Annotated in this window: 11 protein-coding genes; 7 read left to right on the forward strand and 4 right to left on the reverse strand. The window is 40.0% G+C overall.

The features are described 5' to 3' along the window. Positions 1-2: 2 nt before the first annotated feature. From HMPREF9007_RS00945 to HMPREF9007_RS00930, 4 genes are read left to right on the forward strand one after another with little or no spacing between them, the layout of a single operon-like run. Positions 3-1,856, forward strand: a complete 1,854-nt coding sequence (locus HMPREF9007_RS00945; protein ID WP_008763811.1) for a RagB/SusD family nutrient uptake outer membrane protein — start codon at positions 3-5, stop codon at positions 1,854-1,856. Between the two features lie 18 nt (positions 1,857-1,874). Next, entirely contained in the window at positions 1,875-4,958 is a 3,084-nt protein-coding gene (locus HMPREF9007_RS00940) for a TonB-dependent receptor (RefSeq protein ID WP_008763812.1), read from the forward strand. An 11-nt stretch (positions 4,959-4,969) separates the two neighbouring features. Then, positions 4,970-6,907: a RagB/SusD family nutrient uptake outer membrane protein gene (locus HMPREF9007_RS00935; RefSeq protein ID WP_008763813.1), complete on the forward strand. Its 1,938-nt coding sequence runs from the start codon at positions 4,970-4,972 to the stop codon at positions 6,905-6,907. 26 nt (positions 6,908-6,933) lie between these two features. Next, the gene (locus HMPREF9007_RS00930; RefSeq protein WP_008763814.1) at positions 6,934-8,370 is read left to right on the forward strand and encodes an Ig-like domain-containing protein; all 1,437 of its coding nucleotides are present in this window, start codon (positions 6,934-6,936) and stop codon (positions 8,368-8,370) included. 147 nt (positions 8,371-8,517) lie between these two features. Here HMPREF9007_RS00930 and HMPREF9007_RS00925 read toward each other — a convergent pair whose 3' ends face one another. The 3 genes from HMPREF9007_RS00925 to HMPREF9007_RS00920 form a co-directional block, all read right to left on the reverse strand. Further along, entirely contained in the window at positions 8,518-10,575 is a 2,058-nt protein-coding gene (locus HMPREF9007_RS00925) for a TonB-dependent receptor plug domain-containing protein (protein ID WP_008763815.1), read from the reverse strand. 86 nt (positions 10,576-10,661) lie between these two features. Then, entirely contained in the window at positions 10,662-11,045 is a 384-nt protein-coding gene (locus tag HMPREF9007_RS27940) for an AraC family transcriptional regulator (protein ID WP_032850811.1), read from the reverse strand. A 23-nt stretch (positions 11,046-11,068) separates the two neighbouring features. After that, positions 11,069-14,695: an ATP-binding protein gene (locus tag HMPREF9007_RS00920; RefSeq protein ID WP_032850812.1), complete on the reverse strand. Its 3,627-nt coding sequence runs from the start codon at positions 14,693-14,695 to the stop codon at positions 11,069-11,071. 323 nt (positions 14,696-15,018) lie between these two features. Between HMPREF9007_RS00920 and HMPREF9007_RS00915 the strand changes: the two genes are divergently transcribed. From HMPREF9007_RS00915 to HMPREF9007_RS00905, 3 genes are read left to right on the forward strand one after another with little or no spacing between them, the layout of a single operon-like run. Continuing rightward, the gene (locus HMPREF9007_RS00915) at positions 15,019-16,323 is read left to right on the forward strand and encodes a family 43 glycosylhydrolase (protein WP_225651750.1); all 1,305 of its coding nucleotides are present in this window, start codon (positions 15,019-15,021) and stop codon (positions 16,321-16,323) included. 13 nt (positions 16,324-16,336) lie between these two features. After that, on the forward strand, positions 16,337-17,944 hold the full coding sequence (locus HMPREF9007_RS00910) for an alginate lyase family protein (protein WP_016268763.1): 1,608 nt from the start codon (positions 16,337-16,339) through the stop codon (positions 17,942-17,944). A 22-nt stretch (positions 17,945-17,966) separates the two neighbouring features. Then, complete coding sequence (locus tag HMPREF9007_RS00905; protein ID WP_055300672.1) at positions 17,967-20,495, forward strand: TIM-barrel domain-containing protein; 2,529 nt, start codon at positions 17,967-17,969, stop codon at positions 20,493-20,495. Positions 20,496-21,140: 645 nt separating this feature from the next. On the opposite strand, the gene HMPREF9007_RS28120 is transcribed toward HMPREF9007_RS00905, so the two are convergent. Continuing rightward, positions 21,141-21,272, reverse strand: coding sequence for a transposase (locus HMPREF9007_RS28120; RefSeq protein ID WP_346962717.1), 132 nt, complete (start codon positions 21,270-21,272; stop codon positions 21,141-21,143). Positions 21,273-21,285: the final 13 nt, after the last annotated feature.

Below are 21,285 nucleotides of genomic sequence, written 5' to 3' on the forward strand. Positions count from 1 at the left end.
AGATGAAACGATATATACATATTTTAATTGGTGTATTAACTGTGTTCGGTGTCTTTTTTACCTCATGTGAGGATATGGAAAACGAACCGCTTGAAATTCAGTCGGATATTTATGTGTGGGACGAGGATGATTATACGGGTGAAAACGCAAAACAATGGTTAAACTTTATTTACTCGTTTATACCTGCAGGTATGGACCGTTTTAATGGACAACCTATGGAGGTATTGACTGATGATGCAATTCCAACCGACAGGGCCAATGCTAACTGGTCGGTAATAAATTCTGGATATTCAACTACTAATATGTTTCCTTTAGAGCATAGAAAAGCGGATACATATGGTGAAAGTTGGACATTGCTTTACAAGGCAATTCGTTATTGTAATATATTTTTGCAGAATTATGAGAAAGTGCCTTGGTCGGATTGGGAAGAGGCATCTTATCACGCCAATGAGGCTCGTGCTTTGAGGGCATATTTTTATTGGCTCTTGGTACGTACTTACGGAGGAGTCCCTTTGATTTATGACAAAGTGTTTACGATGGATAGCCCTGAACTACGTACATTACAAAGAAATAGCTTTGCAGAATGTGTCCAATACATTAAGGATGAAATAGATGCGGTGAAGGATAACTTACGTCTCTATTCAGATATTGGTGAGCGTAAATCACCTGATGAAAAAAAGAATAGTTTTGCTGAAGGAATAGACAGCAATTGGAAACATGTACGTAAGTGGGGCTTGTTGGGACTTGAAGCCCGTATGTTGCTATATGCTGCAAGTCCATTGGTTAATGGTACGGGTAATGCGGCAGAACCTTGGCTGGGTTATCCCGAAAATGATCCTAACAGATGGAAAGAAGCAGCGGATATTTGCCGCACAATTATTAATACGAATCAGTTTATACTTGAAAAAGATCGAACACGATTGAGTCGTACAACAATCAATGGGGAAGTATTGTGGATGAAAAAAGGGCAGGATGGTAACGCTCTCTATGGCGATAATTGGGGATATAAAAATTCACCTATGGGTTCTATGGATATGGGAACTTGGGCGGGTAGTGGTCGTCCCTGTCTTGGTCAAACCAGTCCTACACAAGAATTAGTAGATGCATTTCCAATGAAGAATGGAAAATCCATTGACGAAGCTAAAGAGAATGGCGAATATAATCCACAAGATCCTTATAAGAATCGTGATCCACGTCTTACACAAACTGTGTTTTATCACAATAGCCGTTGGTTGAAAGCAACTGTAGATATATCGGAAGGTGGGAAAGATAATAATTCCATAAACCCGGCGCGAGAAGGAAATCGGACGAAGACCGGTTATTATCTGAAGAGACATTTAGCCGAAAATGAAGAAGACACCCAATTTGGTAAAACTAATTTCCACTCAGGAATAGTTTCTTCTTGGCCGGTGGTACGTTATGCTGATATTTTATTGATGTATGCAGAGGCACAAACCGAATATTTGAATAAAGCGCAAGGAGCAAGTATTATCAATGATGAATTGGTGTATAAGTCGATTGAAATGGTACGTCAGCGCGCAGGACTTAATCCTTATACTTTGAAAAGAGGAATGAGTTATGATCAACTCATTAAATTGATACGTAATGAACGCCGTTGTGAGTTTGCTTTTGAGGAAAGCCGTTTTTGGGATATTCGTCGGTGGAAAATTGCTAACGACGTTTACTCCAAACCATTGCATGGCGTGAAGATAACTAAAAAAGAAGATGGAACTTTTCATTATGATTATAATATGGAGGTAGCAAAACCTTACTGGGACGATCGTATGTATCGTCTTCCGATAGATCATAATGAAGTTTTATTTAATCCGAATATAGTACAAAACCCGGGTTACTAATTTGTAAACAGAATATTTATGAAAGTAAAGAATATCATACTATTCTTGTTGTTCCTCTTCCTGGGAACAACAATCTACGCCCAAAATACGGTAGTTAGGGGTAAGGTTCTGGACGAGAATGGCGAGCCGCTAGTAGGTGCTACCGTGCAGGAAACAGGAAATAAAGCAAATGGCACTATTGTAGATGTAAATGGTGATTTTGTTCTGAAAGTGAAGAGTTTGAATGGGAAACTTACCGTTTCTTATGTGGGTTATCACACTTTGGAGGAATCCATGGGCAATCGATCTTTTATAAAGTTGGTTTTGGCACCGGACTCAAAGGGGTTGGATGAAGTTGTGATTTTGGGTTACGGCCAGCAAAAACGTATTACTATGACTGGTGCTGCAAGCAGTATTAAAGCAGAGGAGATTAAACGTGTACCTGTGGGTAGTATAAACAATGTGTTGGCTGGGCGCTTGCCGGGTTTTTTCTCCGTGCAACGTAGTGGTCAACCGGGAGCCGATGCTGCAGACTTTTTTATTCGTGGAAGTAATTCATTGAATGGCGACAGAAAGCCTTTGATAATTGTAGATGATATAGAATATTCGTACGAGCAATTGGCACAAATCAGTGCTAATGAAATTGAGAGTATTACGATTCTAAAAGATGCTTCTACTACTGCTGTTTATGGATTGAAAGGTGCCAATGGTGTATTGGTTATAAAGACTACTCGCGGACAGGAAGGCAAACCTACCATTAACTTTACAGCTGAAGGAGGTATTAATAGGGCCATTAAAATGCCTACAATTCTTGACGCTTATACAACGGCATCCCTTTATAATGAAGCGCAGTTAAATGATGCATATGGGCTGAGTGAGCAACCGGTTCTTCAGTTTTCTCCCAGCGATTTGGAGTTTTATCGCAATGGTCTCGATCCTTATGGTCATCCTAATGTAGACTGGGTAAATACGGTGCTTGCCAAACAATCTTCTTCCGCACGTTTTTCCGTAGATATACGTGGTGGTAACAAGTTTGTGAAATATTTCACATCTTTGGCATATTATACTCAAGGCGGTATGATGAAACATTATGCTCCTATTCAGCCTGGTGAAGATGTTGATAACAACTATTATTACCGGCGCTATAATTTCCGTTCTAATTTGGATTTTACACCGACTAAGACTACAAGTATTCGCTTGGACTTGAACGGGCGTTTTGAGACACAGAACACTCCTGCCGGTTCAGTGAAAGGTTCGCTTTTTGATGAGATTAAGAATTACAGCATATTGACTCCCTATGCAATGCCATTGACTCTGCCTAATGGTAAGCCTTCGTATGCCACTCATCCTGGTGTGGATACTTCAAATCCGGTAAATCCAATTGCCCGTTATGCCAATTGTGGTTACAAGCGTTATTATAAGAATAATTTTAATGTATTGTTGAGTGCCGAACAAAAACTTGATTTCATTACCGAAGGATTATCGGCAATGGCTACGGTTTCATATGCCGGTAACTTTAATGAAAGACGTGAATTGACACGTAGTGTAGATCTTCCCGCTTATTTGTATGATCCGGACAATAATTCTTATATTGCCCGCGGAGGAGGTTCTAAAAAATTTCCGACTTATTCACTAGGTGGAAATGATGATACCTTTAACTATAAGGTTACTTATCAGGGTAGATTGAATTATGATCACACTTTCAATGCGACACACCATCTTTACATGTTGTATCTTATCAGTCGCCAGTCATACATAAATCAAAAGAATTTGTCGGACAATGACCAAAGTATGACATGGCGTTTGGGATATGATTTTAAACATCGCTATATGGTGGAATTCAATGTAGCTTATAATGGTAATGACCGTTTTGTCGGAAAGAAAAAGTTTGGCTGGTTCCCGGCTGTTTCGGTAGGTTGGAACCTGTCGGAAGAGACGTTTTTCAAGAGTGCTTTCCCGTTCTTCGACTTGTTTAAGTTGCGTGCCTCTTACGGTCTGGTCGGTAGCGATAATTCTTTTGGAAAAGATAAAAATACAACGGATGTCATTTGGAAAGGGGGAGGTAATCCCTGGGGAAATACGACAACTGAGGGAGAACTGGTGTATGTCGATGCCACCTGGGAGAAAGAACGTAAGCTTGATGTTGGTTTGGATATGAATATGATTGATGGACGCTTGCGCTTTACGATAGATTACTTTCGTAACCAGCGTTATGATCAGCTGATTGCAAGTGGTGACATACCTGCTATTATCGGACAAACACTACCCAAACGCAATATCGGTAAATCCGAGAATTCAGGTTTTGACGGTGAATTGAATTATCGTGGTTCTATAGGTGATTTTAGTTACAATGTGGGTACTACTTTTTCTTATGCTAAAAATAAGGTGGTATATGTTAGTGAAGCACCGGCTTACCCTTATCAGGCACAAACCGGACATCGTATAGGCACGAAGTTGGGATTGAAGTGCGTTGGCTTTTATCAACAAGAGGATTTTGATGAAAATGGTAAGTTGAAAGAAGGTATTCCGGCTCCAGCTTGGGCAAGCAATTTGCAACCCGGTGATTTACGCTATGCTGATTTGAATGGTGATAATTTTATCACTGATGCTGATAAAACATATATATCTAAGCCCGATACGCCTACTTGTACCTATGGTATTACTCTTGGAGGTAGCTGGAAAGGATTATCGTTTAATATGTTGTGGCAAGGAGCATTCGATTATGCTATTCCTAATATGGGAGGTAATCTTATACCTTTTGTCAATAATATGCAAGAATTGATGCTTGAACGCTGGACTCCGCAAAATACGAATGCTCGTTTTCCACGTTTGGGAATTACTACTTGGGAAAATAATAATTATAATACCCATCTTTCTGATTTCTGGTATTTGGATGCTTCGTATATTCGTCTGAGAAGTGCGGAAATTGCCTATCAGTTGCCACAGGACTGGCTGCGAAAAACTACAAAAGATATAGTGAAAGCAGTGCGCTTGTATGTTACCGGTTACAATCTGCTCAACTTTTCTAATCTGACGAAGCTGAGTATGGACCCTGAAAATACGAGCAGTTCGGTTTATCCTACACAGGCAAGTTATATGTTTGGAGTTCAATGTGCATTTTAAGAAATAATAATATGAGACTGAAATATATCACAAAGTTTTTTTTAGTTGCTGCTTGCGGACTTGTCACTTTTGCAGCATGCAGTGATGAGTATCTTGATAAGAAAGTAGACGTTTCTGAAACGCAAGAGAAGGTCTATTCGGACAGTGCGAAAGTTGCAGGTGTTGTCAATGGCTTTTACGGTCAAATCGGCTATTCCCATAGTTATAAACGGTTCGGGCAGTGTGGTCTTGATTTTCCTGCCAAAGAACTGGAGGCAAGAGGGGCGGAACTAAGCATGGGTATGTACTTAGCTCAAGGAACGGTCAATGTTAATAATGCGGGAAACGATGCGTGGAACAATACGTATAATAAATGGCGCGCTATCAACATTTTCATGAACAATTACAATGAGGGGAAGGTAGCGGCTATTCTGAGTTCAGACCCGAATAAACCGGGTGAGACCCTTACTAAGGCCACCATTGAATATTGGAAAGGACAGGCTTTCTTTCTTCGTGCATGGTTTATAGCCACGATGATAAAACATTATGGTGGAATTCCTTTGATTGAAGACCGGGTGTATACTGAAAATGATAAGATCGATGTGCCTCGATCTACATATGGAGAAAGTGTTAAGTATGCAGTAGACCAGTGTGACAGTGCTTTCTATTATTTGGAGCGTTCGGGACATATTTACAGTCAGGGGACTGTTAATCCTGTAGGAAGCATTCATGGGAAAAGCGAAGGGCGTGCATGCGGTATGGCGGCTCTGGCTTTGAAGGCGCGTATTCTTCTGTATGCGGCAAGTCCGTTAGTGAATTGTAAACGTGAAGATGATCCGAACTTGCTGGTTTCTTATGGAGATTACGATGCAGCTCGTTGGAAGACTGCTTATGATGCAGTTAAAAGATTTATAGACCTTAATAATGCTAATTCATGGTATGAGCTACGTCCCGGTCAAAAAGACAACACTACAGCGGCCAAAAGCTGGTGGCCTCGGTTCTATTATGCGTTTATGCATGATGCTGTTACGAATAAAGAACCTATATTTTGCGATTTTCTTTCGAATGAACAAGGTGACAGCCAGAATCGTGTAGCATTGGATGCTTATTATTCTCCTAATTCACGTATATCACGATTTGCTAATTTGAATAAGCTTACAGGCTTTCCTACACAGGAACTAGTAGATGCTTTCCCTATGGCTGATGGTTTTCCGATTCGTGATAGCCGGAGTAAGTATACATACGAGGATGGTGATGATATGTATCTGAATCGTGATCCGCGTTTGAAGGCAACAGTATCTTATAATGGTGCTTATCGTATGATGAATGCTTATAAGGATGCGTTAATGAGGACATATACTGGTGACATGGTGACAACCGGGAATCCTGATGAGACAAGTGCTATAAAAGATGGTATTTATCAGCCAAATGCGACAACTACAGGATACTATCGCATGAAATTTATTTTGGATAATGGTGGCTTGGAAACCTACGACTATCGCCCGACTATCCTGATGCGTTATGCGGAGATTTTGTTGATTGCTGCAGAAACTGCTAATGAATTGGTTGCAGACGGAGCATTGGCTCCGGAAGAATCAAAGGAGTATATTCGTATGATTCGCCAGCGTGCTGAGATAGAAGAAGGAGAATCTAATAAATACGGTGTTATGGATGACATCAAAAAAGAAGATATGCGCAAGCTGATTCAGACAGAGCGTCAGATAGAACTGGCGTTTGAAGAACATCGCTATTGGGATGTACGCCGTTGGAAGATTGCAAAAGAAGTGTTGGGCGGTCCTAGTCATGGAATGGAGATTACACGCAGGGTACTTGATGATGGAGGCGAAAGCTTTAGTTATCGTCGTATAGAGGTGCTGAACCATGTATGGGATGATCGGCTGTATTGGTGGCCCGTTCCACAAAGTGAAATGTCAAAGTCTGGCGCATTGATTCAGAATCCCGGGTATTAATGTTAATAAATAAAAAATAAAGAAACATGAAATCTATAAACTATATATTGATAGTTGCCTTGATGTTACTGTTTCACGGTTGCGTGCAAGGCGAAGGCATGGTTTCCGGGGAAGGGGAAACGTATAAGATAAAGGCTGACCTTCAAACAAAAGGGGAGGTAGAAGGCTTTTATGACAAAGGAACAGGAACATTGACGTTGCTTGTGTCGTGGACCGATCTGTTTGTAAAAGGAGAAGATGAGATAGTCGGTGTTAAGATTTACAAGGGAGCACAACACAATGGAGCGATTCGTTTTCTAAAATATTTGAATAATAATCCCACTAATGAAGCTGGCATAAGTTTTGTTATTTCTTCTTATCAGGGGCTATCAGCTGTTGAAGAACAAGCTTTGTTGGCAGGCGAACTTTATTTGGCTATTTCTACGGAAAAGCATCCTGATGGCATTGTTTCCGGACAGATTATAACTTCTGTTTATGAACAGTTGAATTCACATAAGATAAAGAAAATCAAACTACAGGATGATGCTACGGAATTTCGGGTGAAGATGGGTACTACAGCTAAATTGCCGCTTTTAGTTATACCTTATTATGCTGCGAATCCGGCGGTGAAGTATGAATCATTGAATACAGATGTGTTTACAGTAGACAGTGAAGGTATGATCAGTGGCTTGAAACCGGGAGTTGGAAAAGTAAAAGTAACTTCTACGGACGGGACAAATATTGTAGCCACTTTTGATATTAAGATAACTAGTCCGGAAACGGTTAGTGATATAATCTTTGCCGACTCGGATAATTTGTTTATTATTAAGGGTGAGGAACCACTGCAACTGGTATGGTCGGTATTACCTGAAACAGCAGTAAATAAATCTGTTAAATTCATTTCGTCTGATGAATCCATAGCTACGGTTGATGCGGAAGGACGTGTTACGGCACTTTCGTCAGGTACGGTAACTATCACAGCAATGGCGGCTGATGGTGCTGGAACTTCGTCTACCTGTGTGGTGAAAGTTTATGGCACTTTCCGAATGCTTGATCGTGCAAAATGGACGGCAACAGCTACTTCCTGGCAAGTGAACAATGAGCCTTGGAAGGCTATTGACGGAGATGGTACCTCTTCTTCCTTGTGGCACAACATATGGAACAATGGTACAGGAAATGGTAATTTACCGCAGGCGTTGGTGATTGATATGGGTGATGAGGAACGAGTTTCACAATTAGAATTGGATAGGCGGAATGACAACAATACAGCGGACGTTCACACGGTAGAAATATACGTTGGCATGGATGCCGATACAGCTCCATTGGTCGGAACGATCGTTTTTGGTGATTCAAGCAACAAAGAGATTACAGGACGTGTATCTTTTGAACCTATGCAAGCTCGTTATTTGAAACTGGTGTTTACTAAGAGTAATCGAGGAAAATCTGTCAGTGCGGCTGAGGTCAGAGCTTATTTGCTGGAATAAAAGGAATTGTTTTTCAGGATGTAGAGAGGAATGTCATCATTCAACATTAGGGTTTGAACTTGTAATTTGAAACTTGACTATCCTTTTTGACAAGACAAGAGCCATATCGCAACTTAAATAGAGTTCGGTATGGCTCTTTAATGTTATTTATCGTGTCACAGTCCGGGATATTTTCCGTTTTAAAGAAATAATACGCCCATCCTCAGAAACTCCTTGCACGAGAATTGTATAGGGTGTATCGCTATCTGAGGTATAAAAATCAAAAGAAGCTTCTCCATTATCAGTTATAGGTACACAGGGATTCCAATAGAGAGTCGACCGGTTATCTTCCGATACAGAACTTTGCTTCTCTTCGGTATCATAACAGACCGGATAAAAACGTTTTAACCGCTGATACCCCAAAGGGGATACACGTACTACGTTCCTCACAAGTTCGGGGCGTGTTATTTCTCCCCGTTTTGTCATGATCAGAATAGCCCCGTTTGCTCCTTTCATTCCAAAAACTGCTGCTGACGCATCTTTTATGACTTCTATTTCATCTATTTCATCAATGTTTATATTCCTCACATCTTCAAATGTAGTAGGGATGTCATCCAGGAAAAACAGTTCATTTTTAATCCCACTCAGCATTACACTATCCCCGCTTATATATACTCCGGGAAATCTTTCCAACATGTCCGTCAACGATCTCGGATGGGGAGTCATTAATTCTTCCGCTGTTTTTACCCTTCCCATAAAAGAATGATATACTGATTTACCTATCTTCTTTACAGAATCTGCTTTTACAATGACTTCGTCCAACTGATAACTGTTCATTGCCTGGGCCAAGGAATCAAACCGTTCCTGGTTTTCATTCCGATAAGCATAAGATTTAGCTGAGTTAGTGTTATGGTTGACAACAGAATGTTTGAATGGATAGAATACTTCCGGTTCCACTATCGGCTGGATTGATTTATTACCTCTCTTGCCTGTTGCTCTTATGAGAAAAGTAGAGCCTTCGGGAAAATCAAACCCGGTAAAACAGAATCTACCCAAAGAGTCTGTATGTTGTTTGGCACTAAAAAGAGATTCTATGCCAAAAATCGAAACTTCAGCATCTGTTTTTGCTTTGCGGCTATAAAAATCATAAGCGATTCCTTTTATTTCAGGAGATACATCAAAACGACCGCCCGGATGTTGATAATTACCGTTTAATAAATTCTTGAGATTGTAGCGTGGCCACTGCTGCCGGTCAGCAGACAAATCGGATTCCCATAGTAAATATGGAGCGATCATGCGGAGACTATCCAAACATACACTGGCATCATCCGTCACCGATACGGAAAAATTCCCTTTCAAAGGTTTTCCTGTCTCATCAAGCAGCTTCATGACAACGTTAACCTGTTCTCTGCGACTATAAGTTGGTTTATCTGTCGTAAACTTTATATCTGGACCTTTTCTTTCATTCGTACACAATAAATGTTGATCTAGAAGATGTAGCCGGTCATCCAGTAATAATGTCTGGACTACACCTGCCGGAAAGGTACTGATATCAAATAAATAGCGTTCACGTTCTTTTTCGAGGGCTTCAGCATAAAATACGATTCCACGGCAATGCATGGTCAAATATAACTTTTCTCCTCGTGATAATTTAGCTAAAACAACCGGAGATAAAGCTACTGACAGAATATCATTTTGGTGATTTAAGTCGAACAATGATGCTGTAGCATCCTGCTGTTCATCTTTTATCTTCAATGTTTCATATATATTTCCTGTAATGACCGGATTTATCACTGGCAATTCGACATCAAACAGGCAATCCTGATTCAGATTCTCCATAAAACGAGTATAAGCACATAAATGGTAGCTACTCTGCGGAGCAGATATGGGAATTGGCATATAACCGCAATAAATAGAGTCACTCAAACAAACTCTAACCCGATGAATAACCGAATCCAACTGATTGATAAGTTCTACATAGACACATCGACTTACAGTTGCAGGAATGTGTGTAGCTGCATCGACCACATGCGCACGAAACCAAATTGTATCTCCTGCAATATAAGCAGATTTATCTGTATGGAGATAAAGTTTCTCTTGCGGAAATAACATCAATTGATCTTTAAAGCGATCTTGAATGGAATCAACCAGTGAGGATTGTGCCATACAGGGCAGCAACATTCCGGCATATAGAATGGTAGGAACGATTATTTTTATTGTTTTCATATTATTCTAGCAAACGGAAAATCTCTCACGACACCATTACAGATACAGACCAGCTAATAAATATAGAAAAATAGCAGTACAGGAAATTACCCTTTATTCTTTTCCCTGTATTGGCTGGGTGTCATTTGGAATTCCTCTTTAAAGTGTGAATTAAAATATTTTAAGGTGTTGAAACCTACCATGTAAGAGATTTCATTTATGTTATATTGACTGTTGGTTAGTAATTGCGCCGCCCTTTTTAAACGGATGGACCGGATAAATTGGAGTGGCGTTAAATCGACAATAGATTGCAACTTCCGGTTCAAATGAGTCTTACTCAGTCCCAGGTCCTTACTTAAATCTTCAATCGAATATTCCGGATTGTCGATGTTCTCTTCTACGAAGTGTAGAGCTTTTCTTACCAATTCCTCATCAAGAGATGTGGTAGTTATGCTGCTAGGAGTTATTTCGATAGTTTTATGGAATAACATTTTCCTGTTTTCCTGTTGTTCAATTAGTTTTTTATTCGTATACACAATAGCTCGAAACTGAATGGCTTGGAAATATAAGAATCAGCACCGGCCTCATAACCTTCCATTTTTGATTCGTCCGAAGTACGGGCCGTTAGTAGGATGAAAGGAGTGTGAGAAGTTTGTATATTGGATTTAACGCGTTGACACAATTCGATCCCGTCCATTTTGGGCATCATCAAATCGGAGATGATTAAATCCGGATATTCCGATAGTATCAATTTTTCAGCTTCTTCTCCATTCGAAGCATCAATGACACGATAGCATTCACTAAGTTGCTCGGTTAAGTAATTGCGGAACTCGTCGTTGTCTTCAACAACAAGGAGTTTTTTTCTATCGTCTTTTTCTTTTGTGTCGGGTATGATGTCGTTTATTTCATTCTTTTCTTCTTTTTCTTCCTGATGATTTTTATCATTGCTTTTAGGCAAATCAACCGGTATATACACTGTAAAAGTACTGCCGATGTTAATTTGGCTGCTCACTGTTATATCTCCGTTATGTAATCTGGCGTATTCTTTAACCAGATGCAGGCCAATACCGCTTCCAGCTGGTGCATTATCGTCTTTTATCTGGTAGAAGCGTTCAAATATATGAGGCAAGTCTTTTTCGTCGATGCCACATCCGGTATCGCTTACTTCTATCATGATGTATTCTTTATCGTTTCTGTCTGCTTTATTCACAGTAAGTTGTATATGCCCATTTTGTGGAGTGAATTTAAAGGCGTTAGACAACAAGTTATTAATGATTTTATACATCATATCATGATCGTAATTGATCAGGAGATAATCAACCGATGTTTCTAGGGTGAAATCGATATTTTTAGTAGTGGATAACTCTTTGAATTGTAGATATATATCTTTTATGAATTGTATTATGTTTCCTGTCTTGAATAAAACTTTCTCCCCTTTTATTTCCAGTTTTCTGAAGTCCAGAAGCTGATTAACCAGACTAAGCAGCAGGTGTGCATTTTGATAGATGGAATCCAGCTTCTTCTTCAATACCATATCGCTCTGCTGTTTTATTAACGTTTCGAGAGGAGTTAATATTAATGTTAAAGGAGTGCGGAATTCATGACTGATATTGGTGAAGAATTGAAATTTCATTAGGTCCAGTTTTATTTTCTGTTCCAGTTCATATATCTCTTTTTCCTTGAGTATTTTTTTCTGCGTCCGTCTTTGATATCGTTTTAAAATGTAAATAAAGATAGCTATGCTCAATATGATATAAATGATTATAGCATAAGAAGTAGCCCAAAACGGAGGAGTAATTATAATGGTTAATTCGTAGGGTATTTCTCCCCATACTTTATCATTATTGGCTGTATATACAATAAAATTATATTTTCCCGGGCGGAGGCCGGTGTAAGTAGCCTTGCCCAGTTCATTGCCTGAAATTTCATTCCAATCTTCATCAAAATTCTTGAGCATGTATTTATAGTATGTCTGTGATGGATTAACATAATTCATACCTGCGAACTCAAATGTAATGAAATTCTGATTGTATTTAAGGGTTATTTGCTTGGTTTTATTTATGGGTTCTTTTAATATGATTTTTCCATTATACTTTTCTTCTTCTTTTATGAGGGAATTGAAGATTCTGAATGCTGTTAATACAGGTTTGTTTTTACTATTATTGTAGATGATTTTGTTGGGATCAAAATAATTAAATCCATGTGCTCCTCCAAAATATAATGTGCCGTCTTTGGTTTTAAGAGCTGAATGATCATAGAATTTTCCCCATTGTAATCCATCTGAAATTCCGAAATTTACTATCGAAAAGTTATAAGTATCATTAGATTGAATGGGGGCGATTTTGCAAATGCCGTTCAGTGTTGAAGCCCATATTACTCCATTGTCGTCTTCAAGCAGGGAGGATATTTCATTATTAGGTAGTCCTTCAGTGACGGTGAGCTTATATAATTTGGTTTTGTCCCAAACTCTGATGCCATCTTCGGTAGCAAACCATTCAAGTCCCCTGGTGTCTTTTAATATCCCGAAATATTTAATGTTCTGTTCAAAATCGGGATTGTCAGTTCCGGGAATATACAAGCTGTCTTGTTTGGTATTGTAATAGTAGATACCTTTATCTCCTAGTGCAGCGAATGTTTCATCGTTAATTGGATAGAGGTGATAGATTAGGGTATAGTCTTTTATTTCCGGATATTTATCGGCTAACATATATAGCATTTTTCCACTAACCGGATCGATTTGTCCTACACCGCCTGTCACACTGGCCCAGAATCGGCCGTCTGTATCTTCATAGATGCATCTTGAAATATTTTGGTTCGGATCTTTCTCCAGATTGATTGATGACCTGAGATATTGTCTTATTTGTTTTCCTTCTATACAAAAGAAGCCACCCAGATAAGTTCCTACCCATATTCTGCCGCTATGGTCTTTCCTGATAGAGAGACACAGGTCGTTGATTTGTTCTTTAAACAATCGTTCCACTTTCTTTGATTCCGGGTAGAAACGATATAAACCGTCTCCAGAGCCAATTAAGACAGTACCGTCTTCTTCTTCCAGGAAACAGCGTATGGTTTCGTTAGTAATTTGTGTTCCGGTATTAATGGTCTGAATTAGCTGAAACTTTTGCATGCTGGGGTGATAGTAACATAATCCCTGAAAAAGTGTACCTATCCATATGCCATTATTAGGATCTATAAAGAGTGTGTAGATGTCATTGTCCTGTATTCCCCCGTTTATGAGACGCATGCCTGGCAGGTGAGTAGCTTCGAATGTTTTGCCGTCAATATATCTTAATCCGGATTTGGAAGTTCCTACCCATACATTTCCGTCGTTATCCATGTCCATGCAGGTGAAAAAATTGGATATGCCTTTAATCGTGGCAACTTCTTTCCAGTCTCTGTTTATCCTGTGGTGAAAGTAAACAGCATTGTTATACATCAGCCAGATATTCCCCACAGAGTCAGGATGAATATATATTCTATCGGTAAAGTCGCCTATGATATTCAAAAAACGGGTTTCCTGAAAAATAAATTCGTGAGAGGTATAGTCCCAACAGCGTATTAATCCGCTGCTATATACAATCCAACAGAGATTTTTGTACTGGGTCAGTTCCATCGGGATTCCGTATAGCCTGGTGAAATCACTCTGACCGTCTTCTATCGTAATAAGTTTGCTTTGGGTTGTATCGTAAAAGGTAAATGTATTATCTTCTGTCAGAAACCAGTAGTTCTTGGAATCGTCAATAAAGAGATTCTTCAGATGTTTGGTAATACCCAATGTGGCTAATTCTTCCGATATATTGTAGTTGAATTTGTTGGTATTCAGGTCAAGAAGCAACAGATATCCGAGTTCTTTCATCCATATTCTCCCTTGATTGTCATAATATTCTTTGGTGGGGCGATTATAATTCCATACGTATTTCTGCTTTTTATCATAATGGAAGTATTCAAAGGTCGTTCCATTATAGATGTTCATTATGGAAGCGGTTCTGACAGCAATACGTCCGTCGGGGGTGATGCTCAATCCACGTATCTGATTATCGGACAGGCCATCAACGATATCAATTAGACGGAATTTATATTGATTGATAGCAAAACTGCTTATGCTTAAAAGCAATACTAGGATGGATGACAGATATCTCATTATTAATAGGAATTGGTTTTTCTACTACAAAGAAAACAAAAAAACGGTATATTCATAGTACTCATTGCCTCATGAGGTAGTACAATTTGAACCATTTCCTTAGCCGGGAACATTACTGTTTATCGAATCGATCAGTTTATGATTCTATATGACATAGGGTTAATTTTATTTATCCGTATCTTTGTAAGTGCTAAAATGCTGTAATCGTTGCTTTAATCATTAAACTCAGGGATGTATTTATGACATTAAAAACAAGAATTTATTTATTATGCTCTTTTCTTTTGGTCGGCTGTAATCAGCCCAAAGAGAAAGTTGAGACTCAAATGACGGAAATTAACAACCCTATCCTTCCGGGATATTTTGCAGATCCTTCGCTGGTGCAGTATGAAGGTAAGTTTTATCTCTATGCGACGGTCGATCCGTGGGGAGCGGATTTTCTGCCGTGCTGGGTTTCCGAGGATTTCCGGAACTGGACGTTTCATCGGTTGAACTGGCCTACGAAAGCGGCTTGTACATCTGCTCTCTCCCATAAAAACATGGTATGGGCGCCTTCTGTTATTCAAAAAGGAGATATGTTTTATATGTATGTATCTGTGGGGTCAGAGGTCTGGTGTGGTAAAGCTGCCCATCCGCTTGGTCCATGGGAAAACGTGTTGGGAGATAAACCCATGATATCGTTTGATACCACTCGCTATTATCATGTAATAGATGCTGAAGCCTTTATTGATAATGATGGAAAAGCCTATCTTTATTGGGGATCCGGTTGGGGATGGACTAACGGTCATTGTTTCGGAGCCCGGCTGAATGACGATATGGCTTCTTTTGCGACAGAACCGGTGGAAGTAACGCCTGCGCACTATTTTGAAGCTCCGTATATGCTGAAACATAACGGTAAATACTATCTGACTTATTCGGAGGGAAAAACAATTGATGATACTTACAAGGTATGTTATGCTGTAGGCGATCATCCACTTGGTACGTTTGAAGAAGCTGGGAATAGTCCAATCCTGACTACAAATAAAGAATTGAAAGTTTATGGTCCTGGTCACCACACCCTGTTTACTTACGATAACAAAACCTATATGTTGTACCATCGGCATCGTTGGCCGTTTTTAAATGATGGGTCGGCCTTCCGTCAGACTTGTTTGAGTGAACTCACTTTCAATGATCCGGAAAATGAAATTAATAATATTGTGCCGCATCATGCCCAGTTATTCCCCGATCTAAACAAGGATGACAGGCAATTCATAAAAGTGGATGAAATCTTATCAAGTTCGGAGCGGAATAAAGACTTTATGGCGAAAAATGTATTGGATGGCAGCTATGCTACACGTTGGGAAGCAACAGATGGCGAAGAAGATTCCTATTTATCAGCCATTTTTAAGGATAGTGCATATATCGATACCATGGAGATTCGTTTTGAATATCCTTGGAAGAGGTATTTCATAAAGGTTGAAACTGCTGATGATAAAAACAACTGGGTGGCAGTTGCAGATCATACGGCCGAGGGGATTGAGGGGTCACCCGTTCATATTCCGATTTCCAAGGTATGCAAATCGGTAAAAATTTCCTTTTTAAATAAACTCGGAGCGGCAAAACCCTCAGTGTGGGAGTTGCTCTTTTACTAAACTTTTCATTGCTATGAGATTAAGAAAAATATGGTTACTTTGTAATTTGGTATGCATTATTCCCGGTGCTTTCGCCCAACAGTTTATTCATCCTGGAGTACTCCACTCCGAAAAATCATTGGAGCGGATAAAGCGTTTAGTTGATCAGAAAGCCCAACCGGCTTATGGTTCGTATGAAATTCTCGCAAAGCTACCGGAAGCCAGGGCCGACTATCAGATGAAAGGACCTTTCGAAATAATAAGCCGGGATGGAAAGTATGGATACACCAAAGGACCTAGTGAACGTGATTTTAATTCCGCCTATTACAATGCCCTTCTTTGGAAGATAACCGGAAAGAAAGCCCATGCGGACAAATCCATGGAAATTATCAGAGCTTATGCTCGTACCGTTCGGCAGATACCGCCTACTAATGATGCTCCGCTTTGTGCGGGACTGCAGGGATTTATACTGGTTAATGCGGCTGAGATTATGCGCTACACTTATATGGAGACTCATTATCCGAATGGTTGGAGTGAGCAGGATACAGAGTGTGTAGAGGCTATGTTCCGAAAGGTGTTTCAGCCGGTTTTAAGCAAATTCTTTCAAACGGCCCCCTATACTAATGGTAATTGGGGAATTGCGGTAGCTAAAGCGCAGCTTTCTTTCGGGGTATTTTTGAATGACCGTAAGCTCTATGATGATGCAATTGACTTCTTTTATCATGGAAAAGATAACGGAAGTCTGCCTAATTATATTGCCGAAAGCGGGCAATCGCAGGAAGCCGGTCGGGACCAACAGCATGTAATGCTTGGTGTCAGTTGCTTTGCTGATATGGCGGAAGTGGCCTGGACACAAGGTGATGATTTGTATGGTGCTTTGGATAACCGCATTATGAAAGGATATGAATACATTGCCAAATCAAATCTGGGGTACGATGTTCCCTTTGTTAAATGGAAAGATATAACCGGAAAATATTCACATCTTTCTACTTTTGGAAAAGAGGGCATGGGGCGTTTCCGTTCGGTTTTTGAGATAGCCTATAATCATTATGTGCTGCGAAAAGGGCTGGAAATGCCCTATACGAAAATCGTTTTAGGTCTTGTACGCCCAGAGGGACCAGGTTTTACTTGCGACAATACCGGTTTGGGCAGTCTGCTTTATTATTTGGGTGATGATTTGAATACCGGAAAAGACAGAGGAAGGATAGAAGAAGATCTTACCCAGTTGAAAGCATGGAACTTCTCTACAGCTTCATATCGGGCAGTTAACGGAGTGATGTCATTGGTCTCTTCGGGGGTTAAACTACAGAAACGTGTTCAGTACGATTCTTCTGCCTATCCCAATATAGTGGTAAAAGCTCCTGGTATTCCGGCATCGGCAAATAAGAAATGGTTAACTTTATCTTATAGTATAAGTGCGGCGCCGGAGTCTTGGGAATTTGATTCGGACAAAGCAATGAAAGTGGGTGAGGATATATATGTATTTAAAATAACAGATGTCCGGTCAAAAAATGGATACTCATTCTCTAAGGCTTTAACGAATGCAACCATGACTCTGGATTTTGGCGATACTTGTGGTGAACCTGTGGTAATTGAATGGGTACGTTCACTTACCAATGCGGAGTTGCAGTCTGTTCAGTAAAACAATCACAAAATATATATATATGAAAAGTCGGTTTAGAATAAGAAAATTCACTTTAGCACGGTTAATACTCCTTTCGCTAGGTTTAATGAATACATTTGCCGCTTTTTCAAAAAGTAAGGATGTTACTTTTTTAGTGAATGGTGTGTCTTGTCAATTGGAGCAAGGTGTTTTGAAGGTTGAATTTGTCACTTCGGATATTGTGAGAGTACAATATACGGGGGAAAATGTATTTAAGGGGAATAGCACAGGTATTTGTATGCCTCATGTTACCCGACCTGTCCGTTTTACCTCTGGTAAGGAGATTGATAGTTGTGTCTTAAAATCGGACAGCCTGATTGTTAAGATTGATTTAAATACTGGTTTTATCTCTTATTTAAATACGGATAGTTCCTTATTGCTTCGGGAAGACGGCAAGCTGCCGAGAGTTGGAGAAAAGAAGGTGATGGAGCATGTCGTATACGACGAACAATCCAAACGTATTGAGAAGACAGCGGATGGAGATAAGGAAGTGAAAAATATTCTTCGTCGTGATACCATAGGTTATACTTGGAAGTACAGGATAAATTTCGACTGGCAGCCTTTAGAGGCTTTATATGGATTTGGCTCACATATGGAGGATTATATGAACCTTCGGGGAAAGGAACTCTATTTGTGCCAGCATAATCTGAAGGCAATGGTTCCGGTGCTGGTATCGACCAACGGGTACGGTTTGTTGTTCGATGCGGGTTGCGGGATGGTATTCAAAGACAATTCGGAAGGCAGTTATGTGGAACTGGAAGCAGCCAAGGAGATTGACTATTACTTTATGAAAGGCCGGACGTTGGATGGGGTAGTGGCTAATTACCGTTTGCTGACAGGTGCATCACCCATGATGCCTCTTCATCTTTTCGGATATATTCAGTCGAAAGAACGGTACGTCAGTTCCGATGATCTGATCAATACTTTAAAAGAATATCGCCAAAGGCAGATTCCTATTGATATGATTGTGCAGGACTGGAACTACTGGCCCAGAGGTCAATGGGGACGAATGAGTATGGACCCGAAACATTATCCTGATAAAAAGAAACTGGCAGATGAAATTCATTCTTTGCACGCCAGATTAATGGTTTCAATATGGCCTAATGCCATGAATTGTCCTCAACACGCTGATTTTAAACAGAAGAATCTACTTCTGCATTCTTCGGCTATTTACGATGCTTTTAATCCGTTGGCAAGGAAGTTGTATTGGAGCTATGCGAAGAATGAGTTTTTTGATAATGGTTTCGATGCTTGGTGGTGTGATGCTTCTGAACCATTGGATGCTGACTGGACTCATATGGGTGATCATTATGGAGATGATAGTCACAAGAGTCGCTGGGAGTTAAATACCAAACTACTGAGCGATGTATTGGGAGCGGAACGAAGTCAGCTGTATTCTTTATATCATGCAATGGGGATTTATGAGAATCAGCGTGCTACAAGTTCAGACAAGCGTGTGGTTAATTTGACTCGCTCCAGTTATGCCGGGCAGCAGCGTTACTCTACTATTACATGGAATGGCGATACCTATGCTTCCTGGAACTCTTTTGCCCGGATGATTCCGGCGGGACTGAACTTTATGGCTACGGGATGTCCTTATTGGACAGTCGATATTGGTGCTTTCTTTACTAAAAAAGGTGGTCAATGGTTCAGGAAGGGGGATTATAATAAAGGAGTGGCTGATATGGGATATCGTGAGTTGTATACCCGTATGTTTCAATATGGCGCATTCTTGCCTGTATTTCGTAGCCATGGTACCGATACTCCCCGTGAGGTGTGGCGTTTTGGCAAACCCGGTGAGCCCTTTTACGACAGTTTGATTCAAATGATTCATTTGCGGTATCGCTTATTACCTTATATTTATTCTTTGGCGGGAAAAGTTCATACCGATAATTATACGATAACCAGAGCGCTTGCTTTTGATTTTGCTTCGGACACGCAGATTGCTGATTTGAAGGATGAATTTATGTTTGGTCCTGCTTTTCTGGTTGCTCCCGTCACAACTCCGATGTATTATTCGGTTGACTCCCAGCCATTGGAGAATGTAGCCAAAACACGCCAAGTATATTTGCCCGATGGTGCGAACTGGATTGATTTTTGGACAGGCAAGAAATATAAAGGCGGACAAAGGGTTACTATGGAAGCGACAATCGACCGTATTCCTTTGCTGGTTCGTCAGGGGGCCATCGTTCCAATGGGGCCGGTTGTGCAATATACATCGGAAAAGAAAGATGCAGCTTGGGAAATACGGATTTATCCGGGAGCGGATTCTTCGTTTACGGTGTATGAAGATGAAGGCGATAATTATAATTATGAGAAGGGAGTTTGTTCGAATTTTGAAATAAAATGGGATGACAAAAAGAAATTGTTGACCATTTCCGACCGTAAAGGTAATTATCCGGGAATGACCCAATGCCGGAATTTGAGATTGGTGAAGGTTGACAAGAATGCCGGAATAGGAGTGGAGGAAAGTACTGGCGGAAAGATTGTTAAATATGAAGGTAAACAGTTGAAAATAAGAATGAAATAGTAATTGAGAAGCATAAATAACTAAGTTGCTAAGAAGGGGACACTTCAATTTGTGTGTGAAGTGTACCCTTCATGCATATTAACCAAGATGTTTTCCGATCATTTTTTAATATCCCGGATTTTGATACTCGCTGCCGTTGATAATGGTAGCGGTAAAGGTCGTAGAAATGGGACGTAAAGCATAATTCCCTATATCTCTATAAGAGTATTACGCAAAATCCGTTTGGTGGGTCATTCCTGACATCCAAATGGATTTTTTTATTTATGGTTTCTGTATATAAGAGTCTATAAAGGCAATTGGGGTAACTGTCGGAATTTGACATAAGGATTCTTTAGAATTCCCTCTCCAATGATTTGATAGTGGTTTTGCTCTCATGCTCCAACAATTCGTCTGTATCCCTTTATTCATCGAAGTTTCAGCGATTAGAGATCCGGTGATAGCAGTGTGAGAGCAAGTGTTTGCTCTCACACTGCTTGTCGTAAGCGTCTCCGCGATGCCGTTACTTCTTCCATTTATCCGGTAATAGTCCTCTGAGATATTTTTTATTTGTATTGGGATTTACCATTACAAATTTGTTTAATATGTCTTTGAAGTATTCAAATGTATTAATTCCATTTAGCCTGCATGAACATGCCAGTGAATATATCAGTACTGCTCTTTTTGCTCCTGATGACTTCCGCAAAATAGTGAGTTCCTTCTGCTCAGGCTTATATATCTGTTAATCCTCTCAATGGCATTATTGTCCATTTCATACTCGGTCTGAGCATATAATTGCATAATGCTGGAAATT

The organism is Bacteroides sp. 1_1_14, assembly GCF_000162515.1.
In the GTDB taxonomy this organism is placed as follows: Bacteria; Bacteroidota; Bacteroidia; order Bacteroidales; family Bacteroidaceae; genus Bacteroides; species Bacteroides thetaiotaomicron.

What these genes read in the sequence shown, in the direction of transcription:
- HMPREF9007_RS00910 (WP_016268763.1), top strand. Translation starts at nt 16,337, where the DNA reads ATGAGATTAAGAAAAATATGGTTACTTTGTAATTTGGTATGCATTATT.
- HMPREF9007_RS00915 (WP_225651750.1), top strand. Translation starts at nt 15,019, where the DNA reads ATGACGGAAATTAACAACCCTATCCTTCCGGGATATTTTGCAGATCCT.
- HMPREF9007_RS00935 (WP_008763813.1), top strand. Translation starts at nt 4,970, where the DNA reads ATGAGACTGAAATATATCACAAAGTTTTTTTTAGTTGCTGCTTGCGGA.
- HMPREF9007_RS00940 (WP_008763812.1), top strand. Translation starts at nt 1,875, where the DNA reads ATGAAAGTAAAGAATATCATACTATTCTTGTTGTTCCTCTTCCTGGGA.
- HMPREF9007_RS00920 (WP_032850812.1), bottom strand. Translation starts at nt 14,695, where the DNA reads ATGAGATATCTGTCATCCATCCTAGTATTGCTTTTAAGCATAAGCAGT.
- HMPREF9007_RS27940 (WP_032850811.1), bottom strand. Translation starts at nt 11,045, where the DNA reads ATGTTATTCCATAAAACTATCGAAATAACTCCTAGCAGCATAACTACC.
- HMPREF9007_RS00945 (WP_008763811.1), top strand. Translation starts at nt 3, where the DNA reads ATGAAACGATATATACATATTTTAATTGGTGTATTAACTGTGTTCGGT.
- HMPREF9007_RS28120 (WP_346962717.1), bottom strand. Translation starts at nt 21,272, where the DNA reads ATGCAATTATATGCTCAGACCGAGTATGAAATGGACAATAATGCCATT.
- HMPREF9007_RS00905 (WP_055300672.1), top strand. Translation starts at nt 17,967, where the DNA reads ATGAAAAGTCGGTTTAGAATAAGAAAATTCACTTTAGCACGGTTAATA.
- HMPREF9007_RS00925 (WP_008763815.1), bottom strand. Translation starts at nt 10,575, where the DNA reads ATGAAAACAATAAAAATAATCGTTCCTACCATTCTATATGCCGGAATG.
- HMPREF9007_RS00930 (WP_008763814.1), top strand. Translation starts at nt 6,934, where the DNA reads ATGAAATCTATAAACTATATATTGATAGTTGCCTTGATGTTACTGTTT.